We start from the raw sequence: 15,438 nt of genomic DNA on the forward strand, positions 1-15,438 counted from the left end.
CTACCGACGGGTAAGGCCTAGGCTCGATTCATGCGCCGAGCAAAGATCGTTTGTACTCTGGGGCCCGCCACCGACTCGTACGACCAGATCAAGGCACTGGTCGAGGCCGGAATGGACGTCGCCCGATTCAATCTCAGCCACGGCAGCTACGCCGAGCACGAGGAGCGTTACCAGCGCGTGCGAAAGGCGGCCGACGAGTCGGGCCGCAGCGTCGGAGTCCTCGCGGACCTTCAGGGTCCGAAGATCCGGCTCGGCCGATTCGCCGAAGGACCCGTACTCCTTGAACGCGGCGACTCCTTCGTCATCACCGTGGAACCGGGCGCCGAGGGAGACCGCAACCAGTGCGGCACCACCTACTCCGGGCTCGCCGCCGACGTCACTCCGGGTGAGCGCGTCCTCGTCGACGACGGCAAGGTCTGCCTCGAAGTCACCTCCGTCGACGGCCCGCGCGTGCACACCGTCGTGGTCGAGGGCGGCATGGTCTCCGACCACAAGGGCCTGAACCTGCCCGGCGTCGCCGTCTCCGTCCCGGCGCTCTCCGAGAAGGACGAGGCCGACCTCCGCTGGGCGCTGCGCACCGGCTGCGACGTCATCGCGCTGTCCTTCGTCCGCAGCGGCAAGGACGTCGAGGACGTCCACCGCATCATGGACGAGGAGGGCCGCCGCCTGCCGGTGATCGCCAAGGTGGAGAAGCCGCAGGCGGTCGAGGCGATCGACGACATCGTCGCCGCCTTCGACGGCCTCATGGTGGCCCGCGGCGATCTGGGCGTGGAGATGCCTCTGGAGCAGGTCCCGATCGTCCAGAAGCGCGCCATCAAGCTGGCCAAGCGCAATGCCAAGCCGGTCATCGTGGCGACGCAGATGCTCGACTCCATGATCGACAACTCGCGCCCGACCCGCGCGGAGGCCTCCGACGTCGCCAACGCGGTCATCGACGGCACGGACGCGGTGATGCTGTCCGGCGAGACGAGCGTCGGCAAGTACGCCGTGGAGACGGTGCGCACCATGGCCCGTATCGTCGAGGCGGCCGAGGAGGACATCCTGGCCAAGGGCCTTTCGCCGCTGACCGAGCGGAACAAGCCCCGTACCCAGGGCGGCGCGGTCGCCCGGGCCGCGGCCGAGATGGGCGACTTCCTCAGCGCGAAGTTCCTGGTGGCCTTCACCGCGTCCGGCGACACCGCGCGCCGCCTCTCCCGCTACCGCTCGCCCATTCCGCTGCTGGCCTTCACCCCCGAGCAGGCCACCCGCTCACAGCTCAGCCTCACCTGGGGCGTCGAGACCTTCCTCGGCCCGCACGTCGGCTCGACGGACGCGATGGTCGACCAGGTGGACGAACTCCTCCTGAAGTACGGCCGGTGCCAGAAGGGCGACATCGTGGTCATCACGGCCGGCTCCCCGCCCGGTGTCTCCGGCTCGACCAACATGGTCCGCGTCCACCACATCGGCGAGGACGACAGCCCCAAGTAGCGGGCGGAGGGCCCCCTCGAAGGGCTGGGCCGTTTCATGCCGACACTCTGTGTCACCCATCGTGGCCGCATGCAGCAAAAAGCGGAGGATCACGCGTAACGTGATCCTCCGCTTACGGGTGCCGGGTATGGGATTCGAACCCACACGTCCTTGCGGACAGAGGTGTTTGAGACCTCCGCGTCAACCAGTTGCGCCAACCCGGCTCGGCGACCCCGGAGGAGTCTACCGGGTCACCGTTGAGAAGCGCAGCTAGGTAGGCTCTTGTCAGCAGTACCTCCGCCCTGAACGAGGAGCCCCCGTGACCCCCGAGTCGCCCCAGCCCGTAGACGCGCCCGACGACGACAAGTCGCACGTGCCTCCGCTGACGACCCGAGTCGTCATCGCCGAGGACGAGGCCCTGATCCGGCTCGACCTCAAGGAGATGCTGGAGGAGGAGGGGTACACCGTCGTCGGCGAGGCCGGTGACGGCGAGCAGGCCGTGGAGCTCGCCCGTGAGCACCAGCCGGACCTGGTCATCCTCGATGTGAAGATGCCCAAGCTGGACGGCATCTCGGCGGCGGAGAAGATCGCCGAGGAGTCCATCGCACCGGTCCTCATGCTCACCGCCTTCTCGCAGCGCGACCTCGTCGAGCGCGCCCGTGACGCCGGCGCCATGGCCTACCTGGTGAAGCCGTTCAGCAAGAGCGATGTCGTGCCGGCCATCGAGATGGCCGTCTCCCGCTTCACCGAACTGAAGCAGCTGGAGCAGGAGGTCGCCGACCTCACCCAGCGGCTGGAGACCCGCAAGCTCGTCGACCGGGCGAAGTCGGTCCTGCAGACCGAGTACGGGCTGACCGAGCCGGCGGCCTTCCGGTGGATCCAGAAGACCTCCATGGACCGCCGGATGTCCATGCAGCAGGTGGCCGAGGCCGTCATCGCGGACAGCGAGGAGAAGAAGGCCGGCAAGGGCTGAACCGCCCGGAACGTACGACGAGGCCCGCGCCCGGAGAAGGGGCGCGGGCCTCGTCGTATGCGCGCTCAGTCCTCGCCGAGGTAGGCCTTGCGCACGGACTCGTCGTGCAGCAGGTCCTGGCCGGTGCCCGACAGGACGATGTTGCCGACCTCCATGACGTGACCGTGGTCGGCCAGCGACAGGGCGGCCTGGGCGTTCTGCTCGACCAGCAGAATCGTTGTTCCCCGGGACTTCAGCTCCGCGATGGTCGCCATGATCTTCTGCATCATGATCGGGGAGAGGCCCATGGACGGCTCGTCGAGCATCAGCAGCTTCGGCTGGGACATCAGGGCCCGGCCCATCGCCAGCATCTGCTGCTCACCGCCCGAGAGGGTGCCGGCCGCCTGCTTCCTGCGCTCCCCGAGGATGGGGAACAGGTCGTAGGCGCGCTGGATGTCCTTCTCGATGCCGGGCTTGTCGTTCCGCAGGAACGCACCGAGGCGCAGGTTGTCCTCGATGGTCATACGGGGGAAGATGTGCCGCCCCTCGGGGGAGTGGGCGAGCCCCAGCGAGACCACCTGATGGGCCGGGACCTTCTTCAGCGACTTGCCGTTGAACCTGATCTGTCCGCCGACCGGCTTGAGCAGGCCGGACAGGGTGCGCAGGGTCGTGGTCTTGCCGGCACCGTTGGTGCCGATCAGGGTGACCACCTCGCCGGCGTCGACCTTGAAGGAGATGCCCTTGACGGCCTCGATCTTGCCGTAGGCGACCCGGAGGTCCTCGACTTCGAGCAGTGCGGTCATCGGTCGTTCTCCTTGCCGGGCGCGGCGTCCGTCGTGGTCTCGGCGTGCGCTTCGGCGGCCTCGACCTCGGCCACCTCCTCGTCGCCGGGAGCGTTCTCGAAGGGCTCGCCGAGATACGCGGCGACGACCCGCTCGTCGCCCTGCACGGTCGCGCTGTCGCCCTCGACGAGCTTCTCGCCCTGCACCAGGACGGCGACGCGGTCGCAGAGGTTGAAGATGAAGCGCATGTCGTGCTCGATGACGAGGACGGCGATGCCCCTGTCACGGATCGCGAAGACCAGTTCCTCGGTGGCCCGGGTCTCCTGCGGGTTCATACCCGCGGTCGGCTCGTCGAGGAGCAGCAGGCCGGGCTCGCTCGCCAGCGCCCGGGCGATCTCCAGCTTGCGCTGCTCGCCGTAGGGCAGGTTGCGGGCCAGGTGCTCGGCCTTCTTCTCCAGGCCCACGAACTCCAGGAGCTCCATGGCGCGTTCGCGGGAGGCCGCCTCGGCCTTGTGGAAGCCGGGGCCGCGCAGCAGGGCGGACCAGAGGCCCTCCTTGGTGCGGGTGTGGCGGCCGACGAGGACGTTCTCCAGGACCGTCATGTTGGCGAACAGACGGATGTTCTGGAAGGTACGGGCGATGCCGGCCGCGGTGACCTTGAAGGACTTCGGCGGCAGGACGTTGCCCTTGTAGCGGACCTCGCCCTCGGTGGGGACGTACAGGCCGGTGAGGCAGTTGAAGAAGGTCGTCTTGCCGGCGCCGTTCGGGCCGATCAGGCCGACGATCTCGCCACTGTTGACGGTGAGGTCGACATTGCGCACGGCCGTCAGGCCGCCGAAGCGCATCGTGACGCCACGGGCGTCGAGCACGACCTCGCCGGGGGCGGGGGCGCCGGGTGCGGCGTCCTTGGTGGTGGTGTCGGTAGTCATCGTGGTCAGGCCCCTGCCTTGGTGAGGACGGCGGGCGCTTCGGCCTCTTCGTGGAATTCGAGCTGGCGGCGCCGGTTCGGGATGAGGCCCTCCGGACGGAAGCGCATGAGGACCATGAGCGTGACGCCGAAGGCGAAGAGCTGGTAGTCGCCCAGGAACTGGAGCTTGGCGGGGATCAGGTAGAGCAGCGCCGCGCCGACCAGCGGTCCGGCGATGGTGCCCATGCCGCCGAGGACGACCGCGGCCAGCAGGAAGGCCGAGTTCGGCGGGACGACGTGGGCGAACTGGTACTGCTCCGGGGTCACCGTGTAGGTGACGTGGGCCTGGACGGAGCCGGCGAGGCCCGCCAGGCTGGCGCCCAGGGCGAAAGCGATGAGCTTGACCCGGAAGCCGTTGATGCCCATGGCGAGCGCCGCGGTCTCGTCCTCGCGGATGGCGATCCAGGCGCGGCCGATGCGGGAGTCGCTGCTGCGCCGGAACACCACGACCACGATGAGCGTGATGAGCAGCATCAGCAGGAAGTAGTTCGCGAACCGGCCGACGGTGGTCCCGAGGATGACGTGCTCCTGGCCGAAGTCGAAGCCGAGGATGTTCAGGTTCGGGATCGAGGAGATGCCGTTGGAGCCGTTGGTGACGTCCGGACCCGAGGTGCCGTCCATGTTGAGGACGGTGATACGGAAGATCTCACCGAAGCCGAGGGTCACGATGGCGAGGTAGTCGCCGCGCAGACGCAGGGTCGGGGCGCCGATCAGCACACCGAAGACCATGGCGACGGCCGCGCCGCACAGCGCCGAGGCCCAGAACGGCCAGTTCACGTGCAGCGGCGAGGACGGCGAACCGGAGACCAGGGCGGCGGTGTAGGCGCCGACACCGAGGAAGGCGACGTAACCGAGGTCGAGGAGGCCGGCGAGGCCGACGACGATGTTCAGGCCGAGCGCGACCGTGGCGAAGATCAGGATGTAGACGCCGATGGTCGCGTACTGGTCGTTGGACTGGGTGAAGGGGAAGGCGGCGGCGGCCGCGAAGGCGCCGGCCATGGTCACCGTGCGGTGCCGTGCGGTGATCGCCGAGACCCGGGCCACGAGCCCGGCCTTGGCGATGGCGGAGAAGCTGAAACCGGCGGTGATGAGGAAGCCGATGAACAGCTGGTCGTACTCCGTGCCGATGCCGTAGGTGAAGACGATCAGGCCGACGGCCATGGCCGCCACGATGACGAGGATCTCGACGTAGCCGGGCAGGTTGCGGGCCGGCGCCGGGGTCTCGGCGGTGAAGGCCGCCTTGAAGACGTTCCAGTTCTGGCGGGACTTGTGGCGGAACGCCTCCATGCCGGTGTCGTCCGGGTCGGACGGCTCGGGGGCCGGACGCTCGAACGGCAGGGCCAGCGCGCCGAGGAGGGCGCCCAGCGTGGCACCGGCGACGACGAAGCCGCCGGCCTCCAGGTTCACCAGGCCGCCCAGCTTGGCGCTGATGGCGATGACGGTGTACCAGGCGGTGGCGAAGGTGCCGAGCGCGGACATCTTCAGGGCGGCGTCGGCGCTCCCGGGAGTCAGCCAGCCGAGGCCCTTGACGCCGTACGAGGCGAGGCCGAACAGGGTGGTCAGGATGCCGCCGATGAGGACGAGGACCTGAAGGCCGCCCGGGTAGCCGTAGACGGTGAGGTCACCGGGGAAGTCCGAGGTCCAGGTCCAGGCGAGGAACGTGGAGACGATCGTCAGGGCACCGCCACCGGTGGCGAGGGCCCGCCCGAGGGAGGCCGGGAGGCCGATCAGTCCGGACTGAGCGGCCGCGGGGGCGCTCGGGGTTTCTGCTGCGGTCTGTGTGGTCATCGGTGTCACGCCCTGTCCGCGACGCGCTCGCCGAGCAGACCCTGGGGCCTGAACAACAGCACGAGGATGAGGAGTACGAACGCCCAGACGTCTGCCCAGGACTGGCTGCCGAACTTGTCCATGCCGGGGATGTCCGAGATGTACGCGGTGGACAGGGCCTCGGCGATACCGAGGACGATGCCGCCGAGCATGGCGCCGTAGATGTTGCCGATGCCGCCGAGGACGGCCGCGGTGAAGGCCTTCAGACCGAGGATGAAGCCCATGCGGAAGTCGATCTGGCCGTACTTGAAGCCGTAGGCGACGGATCCGACGGCGGCGAAGGTGGCACCGAGGGCGAACGCGACCACGATGATGCGGTCGGTGTTGACGCCCATCAGCTTCGCGGTGTCCGGGTCCTGGGCGGTGGCCTGCATACCGCGCCCGGTACGGGTGCGCATCACGAAGTAGGCCAGGAACGCCATGCTGATCGGGGCCGCGATGAGCAGGAAGATGTCGCCGCTCTGGATGGTGACGTTGCCGATGTCGAAGGGGCCGCCCGGCAGGCTGGGGAAGGTGCGGGCGGACTTCGCCTCGGGGTACCACGCCCACACCGCCTGCTGCAGGGCCAGGGAGAGGCCGATCGCGGTGATCAGGGGGGCGAGGCGGGGCGCGCTGCGCAGGGGGCGGTAGGCGAACCGTTCCGCTCCGACGGCGATCGTGACGGCGACCAGGATGGCGCCGATGAGCATCAGCGGCAGGGCCAGCCACATGTTGGTGCCGTCGGGAAGGACGTACACGTAGACCGTGAGCGCACCGAAGGCGCCGGTCATGAATATCTCGCCGTGGGCGAAGTTGATGAGCTGGACAATGCCATAGACCATCGTGTAGCCGATGGCGACCAGCCCGTACATGGATCCAAGTAGCAGGCCGTTGACCAGCTGCTGCGGCAGTTCGTTCACCGCATGTCCTCCGAGACTTCGGATGTTCGACGGATGTGCCGGATGCGAGTCCGCGCGGGGCGCCAGTGGAACAGCGCCCCGCGCGGCTCGATGGTGCGGGTGTGGATCAGCTGCCGTTGTAGGTGCCGGACTCCACGGCCTTCCAGGCCCCGCCCTCGACGGAGTACACGGTGAGCTGCTTGTTGGTCGCGTCACCGTACTCGTCGAAGGAGACCTTGCCGGTCACACCGTCGAAGGAGACGTTCTGCACCGCGGCGGTGATCTTCGCGCGGGCGTCGGACGGCAGCTTGCCGCCGTTGTCGTCGACGACCTTCTTCACGGCCTCGATGATCGCCCAGGTCGAGTCGTAGGAGTAACCGCCGTAGGCGCCGTACGCCTCGCTGTAGCCGCCGGCCTTGTAGTTGGCGACGAACTCCTTGGCGGAGGCCAGGGTCTCGACCGGCGCGCCGACCGAGGTGGCGAGGTCGCCGGTGCCGGAGGTGCCCGCCAGCTTGATGAAGTCGTCGGCGTAGATGCCGTCGCCGCCGGCCACCGGGATCTTGGCACCGGCCGACTTGATCTGCTTGCTGAGCGGACCGGCCTGCGGGTACTCGCCGCCGTAGTAGACCACGTCGGCCCCGGAGTTCTTCACCTTGGTCGCGACCGCGGAGAAGTCCTTGGTGTCGGGGTTGATGTGCTCGGTGCCGGCCACCTTGCCGCCGAGCTTCTTGAACTCGGAGGTGAACGTGGCGGCGAGGCCGGCGCCGTAGGTCTTCTTGTCGTCGATGACGAAGACCTTGGTCTTCTTGGCCTTGTTGTAGATGTACTGGGCGGCGAACGGGCCCTGGATGGCGTCCGTGGTCGCGGTGCGGAAGTACGACTTGTACGGCCGCGTCTTCGTCTTCTGCCAGTTGTCGCCCTGGGTCAGGGCCGGGTTGGTGTTGGCCGGCGAGACCTCGACGAGCTTGGCGTCGTCGAAGACCTTCTGCATCGACTGGGCCACGGAGGAGTTCAGCGGGCCGACGACGCCGAGGACGTCGTTCTCGCTGACGAACTTCGAGGCGTTCGACTGGCCCGAGGAGGGCTGCGCCTGGTCGTCGAGGGCCTCGACCTTGAAGGTCACGCCCTTGACGAAGTTCTTCTTGTTGGCCTGCTTGGCCGCGAGGTCCGCCGAATTCTTGATGCCCAGGCCGAGCGCGGACAGGTCGCCGGTCAGCGGGGCGTCGACGCCGATGACCACCGTGGTGCCACCGTTGCCGGAGTCCGAGCCCTTGTCGCCGCTGTCGCGTGAGCCGCAGGCGGTGAGGGTGAGTGCTCCCGCCGCCAGTGCGGCGGTGATGGCGATGAGCGAACGTTGACGCACGATCAGTCCTTTCCCCTGGCACGACCGCCTCCCCGTGGAAGCGGCCGAGTCGCCCGCAGAGTCGAACTGAGAAATCCGACGGCGTGGTGACTGGCGGTGACTCTAAGCGCGGGTGGGGAACGTCGAGGAGGGTCTGACGAATGCTGTGACGCTCTTGTTATGACACGAGGTAACGCACAGCGGTACACGGTGGGGGGAACAGCGAAATTCAGGCCGATTCGCCCCGTCCACATTGTGAGAACTCGCAGGACTCACCCCCCTGCGTTCAGGCGTCTCAGGGGTTTTGGTGATTACCTGGAATTGTTGCCGCAGGCGACCTGAACGGCCTCTGACAGGTGCTGGGCGTACCGGGAGCCAAGGATGAAACTCTGGACCTGTATTGCGCGCGTATTACGTAGAGTTACTTCCAGGAAAGGCAGTCCCGCGTCCTTCGGAACCTTTCCGCATTCGGTCACATGCATGGTTATCGTGATCTTGCGGGTGTGGCCCGCTTTTGTACCGAAGGGGGCGCGCGGCGTCTCGGTCAGTGAGAGCCCGGCGTACGGCTGGGTGACCCGGGTCACGGTCACCGGCGGCCCGGACAGGACGCTCAGGGACACCGCGAAGCTGAAGCTGCGGGGCGGGGCGCCGGGCGGGGTGGGCCGGCCGTCGAGGAAGGCCATTTCCACCACCTGCGCGGGGTACGGCGGCTCGGGCGGGGGCGGTTGCCGCGGCCGGGTCGCGTAGAGGTAGCCGCCGCCCGCGAGGAGGGCGGCGGCCGCGGCGAGGGCCAGGGCGGCCCGGCGGTGGCGGGCGTACAGCGGCGCGAGACGTGCGCGCGTGCGGCCGGGGGGCCGGACGGCCTCCGCCTCATGCGTGTCCCACGCGCGCGTGCCCTCCCCCGGCTCGACCGGGCCGACGCCGCTCATCGCCACGGACCTCCGCTCGGGGTTCCGGCGCGGTACCGCTCGGCACAGGCCGCGCGCGCCCGACGGTCGATCAATTCGTCGGCGGCCTCGGCCCCTTGACGCCGTTTCGCGGCTCGCGCGGCATCCACGACGTCCCGCAGGATCTCGTACTGCCCGTTGGACAGTCCCATCGACTGGTAGTCGCCGTAGGTGCCGCTGTCGAGCGCCTTGCGCGACCAGTGCGCGACGATCGTGGCGCACAGCTCGGCGTCGGAGGTCGCCGACGCCGAGACGGAGCGGGAAGTGCCCCCGGGGCGACCGGAATCGTCGGCCGAGGCTCCGGACCCGTCGCACCCGGTCGCCAACACGCCTGCCAGCAGCGCCAGTCCGAGCCCCAGTGTGGTCGCCCCCGTGCGGGGGACTCCTCGCCGTTCCATGTGCCGACGCTAAAGGGACGGACGGCGGGGAGCAACGGCGCTGCGGGCCTCTTCGGGTCCGGTTTCAGCCCTGGGGGGTCTGGGCGTGGGCCTCGTCGCCTGCCTTCACGTCCCGGAGCAGACAGGTCAGCCGGGCACTGCACACCCGGCGCTCCTGCTCGTCGCTGATCACGATCTCGTACGTCGCCGTCGACCGCCCCCGGTGCACGGGCGTGGCCACGCCGGTGACCAGCCCGGAGCGCACCCCGCGGTGATGGGTGCAGTTGAGGTCCACACCGACCGCGATCTTGGAGCTGCCGCCGTGCAGCATCGCGCCCACCGAGCCCAGGGTCTCCGCCAGCACGGCGGACGCGCCGCCGTGCAGCAGCCCGTACGGCTGGGTGTTCCCCTCCACCGGCATGGTGGCGACGACCCGCTCCGCCGACGCCTCGACGATCTGCACGCCCATCCGCGTCCCGAGGTGCCCCGCGGAGAACAGCGCCGGCAGGTCGACCCCGAGCGCGGCGTACTCGTCGATGACCTCCTGCGGGAACTTCACCTGCTGCTGCTCACCCATGGGACCCGGCTCCGTTCGTCGTGATCAGCGGTTCTGATCGGTCGCTCCAGTCGACTGAGCAAACGCTCAGTCGGTCGCCGATTGTTCCAGACGCACCACCACGGACTTGCTGGCCGGGGTGTTGCTGGTGTCCGCGGTGGCGTCCAGCGGCACCAGCACATTGGTCTCCGGGTAGTACGCCGCCGCACATCCGCGTGCCGTCGGGTAGTGCACGACCCGGAAGCCGGGTGCCCGCCGCTCCACGCCGTCCTGCCACTCGCTCACCAGGTCCACGTACGACCCGTCCGCGACCTTGAGCTCCCGGGCGTCCTCGGGGTTCACCAGCACCACCCGGCGGCCGTTGCGGATGCCCCGGTAACGGTCGTCGAGACCGTAGATCGTGGTGTTGTACTGGTCGTGCGAGCGCAGCGTCTGGAGCAGCAGCCGGCCCTCGGGCAGCCCGGGGAACTCGACCGGCGCCGCCGTGAAGTTCGCCTTGCCGGTGGCCGTCGGGAAACGGCGTTCGTCGCGCGGGGCGTGCGGCAGCGCGAAGCCGCCGGGCCGGGCCACGCGCGCGTTGAAGTCCTGGAAGCCGGGGATCACCCGCGCGATGCGGTCACGGATCGTCGCGTAGTCCTTCTCGAACTCCTCCCACGGCACCACGCTGGCCTCGCCGAGCACCCGGCGCGCGAGACGGCAGACGATGGCCGGCTCGGACAGCAGCCGGGCACCGGCCGGCTCCAGGCGGCCGCGCGAGGCGTGCACCATGCCCATGGAGTCCTCGACGGTCACGAACTGCTCGCCGGAGTCCTGCAGATCCCGCTCGGTGCGGCCGAGGGTGGGCAGGATCAGCGCACGCGCGCCCGTGACCACGTGCGAGCGGTTCAGCTTGGTCGACACGTGCACGGTCAGCCGCGCGCGCCGCATGGCCGCCTCGGTGACCTCCGTGTCGGGGGACGCGGCGACGAAGTTGCCGCCCATCGCGAAGAACACCTTCGCCTCGCCGTCGCGCAGCGCGCGGATGGCCCGTACGACGTCGAAGCCGTGCTCGCGCGGCGGCGCGAAGCCGAACTCCTTCTCCAGGGCGTCCAGGAAGGCAGGGGCGGGCCGCTCGAAGATGCCCATGGTGCGGTCGCCCTGCACGTTCGAGTGACCGCGCACCGGGCACACGCCCGCGCCCGGACGGCCGATGTTGCCGCGCAGGAGAAGGAAGTTCACGACCTCGCGGATGGTCGGTACCGAGTGCTTGTGCTGCGTGAGACCCATGGCCCAGCAGACGATGGTGCGCCGCGAGGCGAGCACCATCCGCAGCGTTTCGTCGATCTCCGCGCGCGTGAGTCCGGTCGCCGCGAGCGTCTCGTCCCAGTCCGCGGCACGGGCGGCCTCGGCGAACTCCTCGTATCCGTGCGTGTGTTCGCGCACGAAGTCCTCGTCGACCGCGCCGTCCGTCTCGAGGATCAGCTTGTTGAGGAGGCGGAAGAGGGCCTGGTCGCCGCCGATGCGGATCTGCAGGAAGAGATCGGTCAGCGCGGCGCCCTTGAGCATGCCCTGCGGGGTCTGCGGGTTCTTGAAGCGCTCCAGGCCCGCCTCGGGCAGCGGGTTGACACTGATGATCTTCGCGCCGTTGGCCTTGGCCTTCTCCAGGGCGGCGAGCATGCGCGGATGGTTGGTGCCGGGGTTCTGCCCCGCGACGACGATCAGGTCCGCCTTGTAGAGGTCGTCGAGCAGGACGCTGCCCTTGCCGATGCCGATCGTCTCGTTCAGCGCCGAGCCGGACGACTCGTGGCACATGTTCGAGCAGTCCGGCAGGTTGTTCGTGCCCAGCTCGCGCGCGAACAGCTGATAGAGGAAGGCGGCCTCGTTGCTCGTACGCCCCGAGGTGTAGAAGACGGCCTCGTCGGGGGAGGCGAGGCCGGCGATCTCCTCGGCGACGATGTCGAAGGCGCGCTCCCAGGAGACCGGCTCGTAGCGCTCGCCCCCTTCGGGGAGATACATGGGGTGGGTGAGGCGGCCCTGCTGGCCCAGCCAGTAGCCGCTGCGGGTCGCCAGATCCGCCACGGTGTGCGCGGCGAAGAACTCCGGGGTGACCCGGCGCAGTGTGGCCTCCTCGGCCACCGCCTTCGCGCCGTTCTCGCAGAACTCCGCCTTGTGCCGGTGGTCCGGCTCCGGCCAGGCACAGCCCGGGCAGTCGAAGCCGTTCTTCTGGTTGACGCTCAGCAGCGTCAGCATGGTGCGCTTCACGCCCATCTGCTGCTGGGCGATGCGCAGCGTGTGCCCGATCGCCGGGAGGCCGGCCGCCGCGTGCTTGGGCTCGGCGACCTGCGGCGCGTCCTGAACCGGGTCACCCTGGGGTGGCTTCGTTGCCATGGCTGCGCTCTCCTTCACCGGCACCCGTGAACTACGTCTTTGATCCTCGCACGCACCTCCGACAGGCAAGGCGGCCGGGGTTTGCGGAGGACACGGGCAATGGTTGCGTATGAAGCAATGGTTGCGGAAGAGGCAACGATGTGAGGTGTGGGTGCCGGCCGGCCGCCGGGGCACGCACGGGTGGGGTCCGGCTGTCAGTGGCACGTGGCAGGATCGGGGGCGTGGCAGAGACAGCATCGAAGAAGACCGACAGCACCCCCGGCGGAGCCCGCCCGCGGCTGATGCTCATGGACGGGCACTCCCTGGCCTACCGCGCGTTCTTCGCGCTGCCCGCGGAGAACTTCACGACCGCGACGGGCCAGCCGACGAACGCGATCTACGGCTTCGCGTCGATGCTGGCCAACACGCTCCGCGACGAGGCGCCCACGCACTTCGCGGTGGCCTTCGACGTCTCCCGCAAGACGTGGCGCTCGGAGGAGTTCACCGAGTACAAGGCCAACCGCTCCAAGACCCCGGACGAGTTCAAGGGCCAGGTCGAGCTGATCGGCGAGCTCCTCGACGCGATGCACGCCGAGCGCTTCGCCGTCGAGGGGTTCGAGGCGGACGACGTCATCGCCACGCTCGCCACCCAGGCCGAGGCCGAGGGCTTCGAGGTGCTGATCGTCACCGGCGACCGCGACTCCTTCCAGCTGGTCACCGAGCACACGACGGTGCTGTATCCGACGAAGGGCGTCTCGGAGCTGACCCGGTTCACCCCGGAGAAGGTTTTCGAGAAGTACGGCTTGACGCCCGCCCAGTACCCCGACTTCGCGGCGCTGCGCGGCGACCCGTCCGACAACCTCCCGGGCATCCCCGGTGTCGGCGAGAAGACGGCCGCGAAGTGGATCAACCAGTTCGGTTCCTTCGCCGAGCTGGTGGAGCGCGTCGAGGAGGTCAAGGGCAAGGCCGGGCAGAACCTCCGCGACCACCTGGAGGCGGTCAAGCTCAACCGCCGGCTCACCGAGCTGGAGCGCGCGGTGGAGCTGCCCAAGGCGGTCACCGACCTGGCGCGGGCCCCGTACGACCGCAAGACGGTCGCGATGGTCCTGGACACCCTGGAGATCAGGAACCCCTCCCTGCGCGAGCGCCTCTTCGCCGTCGACCCCGGTGCCGAGGAGGCCGAGACCACCCCCGTCGCCGCCGAGGGCGTGGAACTGGACGGCACCGTGCTCGGCACCGGCGAGCTGGCCCCGTGGCTCGCCGGGCACGGCACGCAGACCCTCGGAGTCGCCACGGTCGACGCCTGGGCGCTGGGCGCCGGCTCGGTCTCCGAGATCGCGCTCGCCGCGGCCGACGGCGCGGCCGCCTGGTTCGACCCGTCCGAGCTGGACGAGGCCGACGAGAACGCGTTCGCCGGCTGGCTGGCCGACGCGGCGAAGCCCAAGGTCTTCCACAACGCCAAGGGCGCCATGCGGGTCCTCGCCGAGCACGGCTGGAGTGTCGCGGGCGTCACCATGGACACCGCGCTCGCCGCCTACCTGGTCAAGCCGGGCCGCCGCTCCTTCGACCTGGACGCGCTGTCCCTGGAATACCTGCACCGCGAGCTGGCCCCCGCCGCCGCGGCCGACGGCCAGCTGGCGTTCGGCGTGGACGACGGCGCCGAGGCCGAGGCCCTGATGATCCAGGCCCGCGCGATCCTCGACCTGGGCGAGGCCTTCGAGGGCAAGCTCCAGGAGGTCGGCGCGGCGGACCTGCTGCGCGACATGGAGCTGCCCACCTCCGCCCTGCTCGCCCGGATGGAGCGGCACGGCATCGCGGCCGACCGGGCCCACCTGGAGGCCATGGAGCAGACCTTCGCGGGCGCGGTGCAACAGGCCGTGAAGGAGGCGCACGCCGCGGCCGGGCACGAGTTCAACCTGGGGTCGCCCAAGCAGCTCCAGGAGGTCCTCTTCGGCGAGCTGGCCCTGCCCAGGACAAAGAAGACCAAGACCGGCTACACCACCGACGCCGACGCCCTGGCCTGGCTCGCCACCCAGACCGACAACGAACTGCCAGTGATCATGCTCCGCCACCGTGAGCAGGCGAAGCTGCGCGTCACGGTCGAGGGCCTGATCAAGACCGTCGCCGCCGACGGCCGTATCCACACCACCTTCAACCAGACGGTGGCGGCGACCGGCCGGCTCTCCTCCACCGACCCCAACCTGCAGAACATCCCGGTCCGCACGGACGAGGGCCGGGCGATCCGCCGCGGCTTCGTGGTCGGCGAGGGCTTCGAGTCCCTCATGACCGCGGACTACAGCCAGATCGAACTGCGGGTGATGGCCCATCTCTCCGAGGACGAGGGCCTGATCGAGGCGTTCACCTCCGGGGAGGACCTGCACAACACGGTCGCCTCCCAGGTCTTCTCGGTCGAGCGCTCCGCCGTCGACGCGGAGATGCGCCGCAAGATCAAGGCGATGTCCTACGGCTTGGCGTACGGTCTGTCGGCCTTCGGTCTGTCCCAGCAGCTGAACATCGAGGCGGGCGAGGCCCGCGCCCTGATGGACACGTACTTCGAGCGGTTCGGCGGTGTGCGGGACTATCTGCGGCGGGCGGTCGACGAGGCCCGGGCCACCGGCTACACGGCGACGCTCTTCGGGCGCCGGCGCTACCTCCCCGACCTCAACAGCGACAACCGCCAGCGTCGCGAGGCGGCGGAGCGGATGGCCCTCAACGCGCCCATCCAGGGCACGGCCGCGGACATCGTCAAGATCGCCATGCTCCACGTCGACCGGGCCCTGCGGGAGGCGGACCTCAAGTCCCGCATGCTCCTCCAGGTGCACGACGAAATCGTCCTGGAGATCGCCCCCGGGGAGCGCGCGGCCACGGAGGAGATCGTCCGCCGTGAGATGGCGGGCGCGGTCCACCTGAGGGCACCCCTGGACGTGTCGGTGGGCGTGGGACCGGACTGGGAGTCCGCCGCGCACTAGCCTCCGGCGGCTCAGGCTCAGGCTCAGGCTCAGGCTCAGGCTCCGGATC

General features: G+C 69.4%; 12 protein-coding genes and 1 tRNA gene. 3 read left to right on the forward strand and 10 right to left on the reverse strand.

From position 1 onward, the window contains the following. The first annotated feature begins 30 nt into the window (after positions 1 to 30). Positions 31 to 1,467, forward strand: coding sequence for a pyruvate kinase (pyk, locus tag ACZ4EG_RS15570; RefSeq protein ID WP_453548146.1), 1,437 nt, complete (start codon positions 31 to 33; stop codon positions 1,465 to 1,467). A gap of 119 nt (positions 1,468 to 1,586) precedes the next feature. Here the strand turns inward: pyk and ACZ4EG_RS15575 are convergent. Next, positions 1,587 to 1,670 (reverse strand) — tRNA-Leu (locus tag ACZ4EG_RS15575). Positions 1,671 to 1,765: 95 nt separating this feature from the next. Between ACZ4EG_RS15575 and ACZ4EG_RS15580 the strand changes: the two genes are divergently transcribed. Further along, positions 1,766 to 2,419, forward strand: coding sequence for an ANTAR domain-containing response regulator (locus ACZ4EG_RS15580; RefSeq protein ID WP_363297144.1), 654 nt, complete (start codon positions 1,766 to 1,768; stop codon positions 2,417 to 2,419). A gap of 65 nt (positions 2,420 to 2,484) precedes the next feature. Here ACZ4EG_RS15580 and ACZ4EG_RS15585 read toward each other — a convergent pair whose 3' ends face one another. From ACZ4EG_RS15585 to ACZ4EG_RS15625, 9 genes are all read right to left on the reverse strand, one after another. After that, entirely contained in the window at positions 2,485 to 3,201 is a 717-nt protein-coding gene (locus ACZ4EG_RS15585; RefSeq protein ID WP_390709070.1) for an ABC transporter ATP-binding protein, read from the reverse strand. Continuing rightward, on the reverse strand, positions 3,198 to 4,109 hold the full coding sequence (locus ACZ4EG_RS15590) for an ABC transporter ATP-binding protein (RefSeq protein ID WP_390709069.1): 912 nt from the start codon (positions 4,107 to 4,109) through the stop codon (positions 3,198 to 3,200). Before ACZ4EG_RS15590 ends, ACZ4EG_RS15585 begins: the two co-directional genes overlap by 4 nt. A 5-nt stretch (positions 4,110 to 4,114) precedes the next feature. Further along, on the reverse strand, positions 4,115 to 5,935 hold the full coding sequence (locus ACZ4EG_RS15595) for a branched-chain amino acid ABC transporter permease (protein WP_453548152.1): 1,821 nt from the start codon (positions 5,933 to 5,935) through the stop codon (positions 4,115 to 4,117). Positions 5,936 to 5,940: 5 nt separating this feature from the next. Continuing rightward, a complete protein-coding gene (locus ACZ4EG_RS15600) occupies positions 5,941 to 6,873 on the reverse strand; it encodes a branched-chain amino acid ABC transporter permease (RefSeq protein ID WP_453548155.1) in 933 nt (310 codons plus the stop codon). A gap of 106 nt (positions 6,874 to 6,979) precedes the next feature. After that, positions 6,980 to 8,215, reverse strand: a complete 1,236-nt coding sequence (locus tag ACZ4EG_RS15605; protein ID WP_453548157.1) for a branched-chain amino acid ABC transporter substrate-binding protein — start codon at positions 8,213 to 8,215, stop codon at positions 6,980 to 6,982. 290 nt (positions 8,216 to 8,505) lie between these two features. Then, entirely contained in the window at positions 8,506 to 9,123 is a 618-nt protein-coding gene (locus ACZ4EG_RS15610; protein WP_467790985.1) for a Tat pathway signal sequence domain protein, read from the reverse strand. Further along, positions 9,120 to 9,539, reverse strand: coding sequence for a hypothetical protein (locus tag ACZ4EG_RS15615; protein ID WP_467790986.1), 420 nt, complete (start codon positions 9,537 to 9,539; stop codon positions 9,120 to 9,122). The genes ACZ4EG_RS15610 and ACZ4EG_RS15615 overlap by 4 nt, the downstream gene beginning before the upstream one ends. A gap of 64 nt (positions 9,540 to 9,603) precedes the next feature. After that, positions 9,604 to 10,095, reverse strand: coding sequence for a PaaI family thioesterase (locus tag ACZ4EG_RS15620; protein ID WP_390709063.1), 492 nt, complete (start codon positions 10,093 to 10,095; stop codon positions 9,604 to 9,606). A 66-nt stretch (positions 10,096 to 10,161) separates the two neighbouring features. Next, positions 10,162 to 12,441 (reverse strand): FdhF/YdeP family oxidoreductase, encoded by a 2,280-nt coding sequence (locus tag ACZ4EG_RS15625; RefSeq protein ID WP_467790987.1) that lies wholly within the window; start codon positions 12,439 to 12,441, stop codon positions 10,162 to 10,164. 221 nt (positions 12,442 to 12,662) lie between these two features. On the opposite strand from ACZ4EG_RS15625, the gene polA reads away from it, so the two are divergent. Beyond that, positions 12,663 to 15,389 carry a DNA polymerase I gene (polA, locus tag ACZ4EG_RS15630; RefSeq protein WP_467790988.1) on the forward strand — a complete coding sequence of 909 codons (2,727 nt, stop codon included), beginning with the start codon at positions 12,663 to 12,665 and terminating at the stop codon, positions 15,387 to 15,389. Positions 15,390 to 15,438 lie beyond the last annotated feature (49 nt).

The organism is Streptomyces sp. NPDC025638 (assembly GCF_055558775.1).

Bases quoted from the DNA above. Each gene is read 5' to 3' on its own strand.
- ACZ4EG_RS15625 (WP_467790987.1), bottom strand. From the start codon at position 12,441: ATGGCAACGAAGCCACCCCAGGGTGACCCGGTTCAGGACGCGCCGCAG.
- ACZ4EG_RS15610 (WP_467790985.1), bottom strand. From the start codon at position 9,123: ATGAGCGGCGTCGGCCCGGTCGAGCCGGGGGAGGGCACGCGCGCGTGG.
- ACZ4EG_RS15595 (WP_453548152.1), bottom strand. From the start codon at position 5,935: ATGACCACACAGACCGCAGCAGAAACCCCGAGCGCCCCCGCGGCCGCT.
- pyk (WP_453548146.1), top strand. From the start codon at position 31: ATGCGCCGAGCAAAGATCGTTTGTACTCTGGGGCCCGCCACCGACTCG.
- ACZ4EG_RS15590 (WP_390709069.1), bottom strand. From the start codon at position 4,109: ATGACTACCGACACCACCACCAAGGACGCCGCACCCGGCGCCCCCGCC.
- ACZ4EG_RS15620 (WP_390709063.1), bottom strand. From the start codon at position 10,095: ATGGGTGAGCAGCAGCAGGTGAAGTTCCCGCAGGAGGTCATCGACGAG.
- ACZ4EG_RS15615 (WP_467790986.1), bottom strand. From the start codon at position 9,539: ATGGAACGGCGAGGAGTCCCCCGCACGGGGGCGACCACACTGGGGCTC.
- ACZ4EG_RS15585 (WP_390709070.1), bottom strand. From the start codon at position 3,201: ATGACCGCACTGCTCGAAGTCGAGGACCTCCGGGTCGCCTACGGCAAG.